We start from the raw sequence: 3,938 nt of genomic DNA, 5'->3' as shown, positions 1-3,938 counted from the left end.
CGATCATCTTATCGCTGTTATAGCCCCTCGAGCGGGATCTGTCACAGGTTTCCGTGTCTCACCAAAAAGCGTCCCGCCGGCACGAGAGGGGTTGACAGGCGGCGGTGACCTCAGACCGGCAATGGTTCGGTTCCTCGGTCCAGCAGAGCTACGTAATCGGAATATGCATAGATGCGGCCGCGCCGCTTACCGGTCGTTTCACGCACGATGCCCAGATCTGCCAGTTTCTCGAGCGCCCCGCTGGCCGTTGGAAAAGAGGTATTCAGACCGTTCGCGACTGTCTGGATCGTGACGATCGGCCGGGCCTGCATGAATTCGTGCACGCGCAGCGCCGAAGGCGCCGAGCGGCCAAGCGTGGAAATCTGCTGGCGATGCCCCTCGAACATCGCGATCAGCTCGCGCGCGGTCTCTGCTGCCTGTTCGGCTGTCTCCGCGACACCAGTGAGGAAGAATTCCATCCAGGCTTCCCAGGCGCCGGCCTGACGGACTTCCTGTAGGAGCCGGTAGTAGTCGTCCCGCCGCGACTTCAGATACAGGCTGAGATAGAGGATCGGTTCGCGCAGCACGCCAGCTTCGACCAGGATCAGCGTGATAAACAACCGCCCGAGCCTGCCATTGCCGTCGAGGAAGGGATGGATTGTCTCGAACTGGACATGGGCGAGCCCCGCGCGAATGAGCGGTGGCAGGCCGACATCGTCGTCGTGCAGAAACCGCTCGAAGGCATCAAGGCAATCTTCGAGGTGGTTTGGCGGCGGTGGCACGAACAGCGCGTTGCCCGGACGGGTGCCCCCAATCCAGTTCTGCGAGCGCCGGAATTCTCCCGGCTGTTTCGTAGCACCGCGCCCAGATCGTAGGATAACCTCGTGCATCTCGCGTATTAGACGCAGCGAAAGCGGGAAACCGTCGCGGATGCGCGCGACACCATGCTCGACCGCGGCAACATAGTTGGACACCTCGGTGACATCGTCGAGTTCAACCGACGGTGCCTCGTCGTTCTCGTAGAGCAGCAGATCCGACAGCGAGGACTGCGTGCCTTCGATCTGGGACGACAGCAACGCCTCCTTGCGGACGTACATGTAAAGAAAGAGCGGCGTCGATGGCAGGATTGTCGTAACACCATCCAGCCGCCCCACGGCAGCAATCGCCCGCTCATAGAGGCTCATGAGTTGCGGCAGGTCCATCGGCGGCGTCGGCGGCAGCGGCGCAGGCACATAGGCACGGACGCGTTCACCGCCTGCGCTTGTTTCAACGAACGTGCCCAGTCTTTGATTGCGCTCTGCCGTCATGGTGCGAACCTTTAATAACCACCGCGCCTTATTAAACCATAGCGCTCTAAACTTGAATAGAAATTCCTCCCTATTCAAGACCCACGCGTCTTTGAGATCACATACGCCATCGATCGTTTCCGCGGCACCGTCCGTCCATTCAACTTCCAGACGATCACAGCCAGCCCGTAGTCGTGTCGGCGGTTCGCTGTGGCCCGACTGATGCCGTGGTGCCAGGTGATCCGTTTCCACGGCTTGCGGTTGGCGCGCGCCCAGAGGATCTGGCCGATGTCCTTGTCGACCCACCGCAGCCAGAGCATCGCCTCATCGGCTTGCGTGATCATCCGCGGCGAGGGCAGCGGCTTTTTCATCCGCGGCTCCTGTCCCACCTGATCGGCAAAGGTGGAGAGGTATTCCGGCCAGGCGCTGACATAGCCCTGCGGGCGCACCGGCAGCATGGCGCGCATGACGTCGGCCGCGAGGTCCAGCCGGTCCGCGATCATGGCGCGGGTCCAGTTATCGGCCATTGCGCACCTCCCTCACGGCTGGAAGCTTGCCATAGAGCTTCTCGCCCAGTTGGCGGACGAGTTCCCGCTCAGGCCAGGTGAGGCGCTGGTCGTCCAGCGAGACCGCCAGCATGTGCAGCTCATGCCAGCCCTCGCGCCTGACCTGCTCGGGATCACGGCGGTCGCCGCCGTAGCCTTTCGGTGTGAACTGCATCCCGGTCATGCCAGCCCTCCCTGCGTCTCGATGGCCCAGAGCAGGATGGCGATGGCATCGGCCTCGTTGTCGTCCGCTGGGCTGAACCCGCGGTCGTGGGCCGCGTCGATCATGGCCTGCTTGTTGGCGTTGCCTCGTCCGGTGGCGTGACGCTTGATCGTGCCGACAGGCACGCCCTCGTATGGCACGCCGCGCAGCTCGGCCCACGCGGTCAGCGTGGCCATAAGACCCCCGTAGACGTGGCTGGCATCGGTGCCGGCGTGCCGTCTAACTTCTTCGAAATAGATCGCCTCGATCGGCCCTGACAGCCGATCGAGTTCCGTCAGCCAGTTGGTGAAGCGTAGGTAGCGCATGCCGCCACCGTCAAAGCGGCCGGGGCGGAAGCTGGCGGTACCGCTGGTGATCAGGCCATCAAAGCCACGGATGGCCCAACCGGTGGTGGTGCCGAGATCGAGGGCGAGGATGGTGCGCGCCGCCGCCGGCGGGATGTGCGTTTCCGGGGTTGCGCCGAGTGCGGCGCTGGACAGAGTCGTATCAGCCATGAGTGGTCTCCTTTTCTGGTGGGCTGCTCGGGTGGAAGACGACGGCGGTTGATGCTTGGCGGTACCGGCCGCCATGGTCGGATGGATTGGTTGCTGGCACGCGCGGCGGGCCTGTAGCGGGCGGACGCATCATTCGAGCACCTCCCTGAGCCAGTCAGGCACCGGATCGGAGACGTGTGAGGAGGTCGCACCTGCCTCACACCCCTCCTCACACCCATAAGCCACTGATTTCATTGGCGTGTGTGAGGTATGTGAGGTGTTTTCCGGCCTCTCCTTCGTGTGCGCGCGCGTGCACGCATGCGTAAGGGTACGGGAATTTACCTCACACACCTCACACCCTTCGGTTTTCTGATGTGTATTCAGTGAGTTGGACGTGTGAGGTGAGGCTTTCGTATCCTCACACCCTACCTCACACACCTCACACCCTGCCGGAGAGGATTGGCGCGCGCGGTCCCCCGTGATCATCAGAATACAGGCTGAACCGTCATGTGCGCGCCGCTGAAAAAAGACATGCGGTCTTACCGCCAATACGGGCAGAAGCCTCTTGCATCACGGGCGGCAACCAAAGAAACTTTCTGTTCAACCAATTCGGCATGCTGGAACGCTGCGCCCTGCGGCATGGCAACGTCCACAGCGCCGATGGTTGGCGCGACGTCCTCGACCCCGTCATCGCCCGGTATGCCGAGCGCGACATCATGAAGTTTTTCCGGGCCGATGCCGCCTATGCGACCCCCGAGATTTACGAGCGCCTTGAAGAGGCGGACTATTTCTACGCCATCCGGCTACCCACGAATGCCGTCCTGCGTGAGAAAATCGCACATCAGTTGACCCGCCCCGTCGGGCGGCCGTCAAAGACCAAGGTGAAGCGGTTCTACGAGGACTTCCAGTATCAGGCGCAGAGCTGGGACCAGCCTCGTCGCGTCATTGCCAAGATCGAATGGCATCCGGGCGAGCTGTTCCCGCGTGTTGGCTTCATCGTCACCAATCTGCCGATGGAGCCAGACTGGATCGTGCGGTTCTAAAACCAGCGCGGCACCGCCGAGCAACACATCAAGGAAGGCAAATACGCCTTCCGCTGGACCCGGCTGTCATGCCGGAAGTTCCGCGACAACGAGGTCCGGCTGTACCTGCACGCGCTGGCCTACAATCTGGCCACCTTCCTGCGCTGCATCGAACTGCCTGAGGCCATGGCCGACTGGTCGCTCAGCAGCCTGCAACTCAAGCTGATCCACTGCCTGGCAGGTGATGCTTGCATCACCGAGAAGGAAGACAGGCGCCCGCGTTGTGCGCCATGCCCGGGCGATCACCTTCCAACTCTCCGAGGCCGCGGTGTCCGGTAAGATGGTGCGCGCCATCCTGGCCGCCATTCATCGACTGCGAGCGCCACCGTCATGTGCGTGACCGCAATCCG

4 protein-coding genes and 1 pseudogene are annotated in these 3,938 nt (G+C 62.5%); 1 reads left to right on the top strand and 4 read right to left on the bottom strand.

What is annotated here, in order from left to right; translation table 11 throughout:
* Positions 1–110 precede the first annotated feature (110 nt).
* From ACH107_RS30735 to ACH107_RS30720, 4 genes are all read right to left on the bottom strand, one after another.
* Positions 111–1,286, bottom strand: a complete 1,176-nt coding sequence (locus ACH107_RS30735; protein WP_310703162.1) for a Fic family protein — start codon at positions 1,284–1,286, stop codon at positions 111–113.
* Between the two features lie 74 nt (positions 1,287–1,360).
* Complete coding sequence (locus ACH107_RS30730) at positions 1,361–1,792, bottom strand: DUF6362 family protein (protein WP_412509480.1); 432 nt, start codon at positions 1,790–1,792, stop codon at positions 1,361–1,363.
* Positions 1,782–1,985, bottom strand: a complete 204-nt coding sequence (locus tag ACH107_RS30725; protein WP_412509481.1) for a hypothetical protein — start codon at positions 1,983–1,985, stop codon at positions 1,782–1,784. The genes ACH107_RS30730 and ACH107_RS30725 overlap by 11 nt, the downstream gene beginning before the upstream one ends.
* A 5-nt stretch (positions 1,986–1,990) precedes the next feature.
* Positions 1,991–2,527, bottom strand: a complete 537-nt coding sequence (locus tag ACH107_RS30720; protein ID WP_412509479.1) for a crossover junction endodeoxyribonuclease RuvC — start codon at positions 2,525–2,527, stop codon at positions 1,991–1,993.
* A 569-nt stretch (positions 2,528–3,096) separates the two neighbouring features.
* Between ACH107_RS30720 and ACH107_RS30715 the strand changes: the two are divergent.
* Positions 3,097–3,928: pseudogene (locus ACH107_RS30715) on the top strand (IS1380 family transposase); the annotation flags it as partial.
* Positions 3,929–3,938 lie beyond the last annotated feature (10 nt).

This window comes from Roseovarius halophilus (ex Wu et al. 2025) (assembly GCF_047086965.1).
The sequence above is the reverse complement of the archived record's forward strand: the minus strand, read 5'-3'. Positions and strand labels throughout refer to the sequence as shown.

Excerpts from the sequence above, each read along its gene's own strand:
- ACH107_RS30735 (WP_310703162.1), bottom strand. The coding sequence starts at position 1,286 with ATGACGGCAGAGCGCAATCAAAGACTGGGCACGTTCGTTGAAACAAGC.
- ACH107_RS30720 (WP_412509479.1), bottom strand. The coding sequence starts at position 2,527 with ATGGCTGATACGACTCTGTCCAGCGCCGCACTCGGCGCAACCCCGGAA.
- ACH107_RS30725 (WP_412509481.1), bottom strand. The coding sequence starts at position 1,985 with ATGCAGTTCACACCGAAAGGCTACGGCGGCGACCGCCGTGATCCCGAG.
- ACH107_RS30730 (WP_412509480.1), bottom strand. The coding sequence starts at position 1,792 with ATGGCCGATAACTGGACCCGCGCCATGATCGCGGACCGGCTGGACCTC.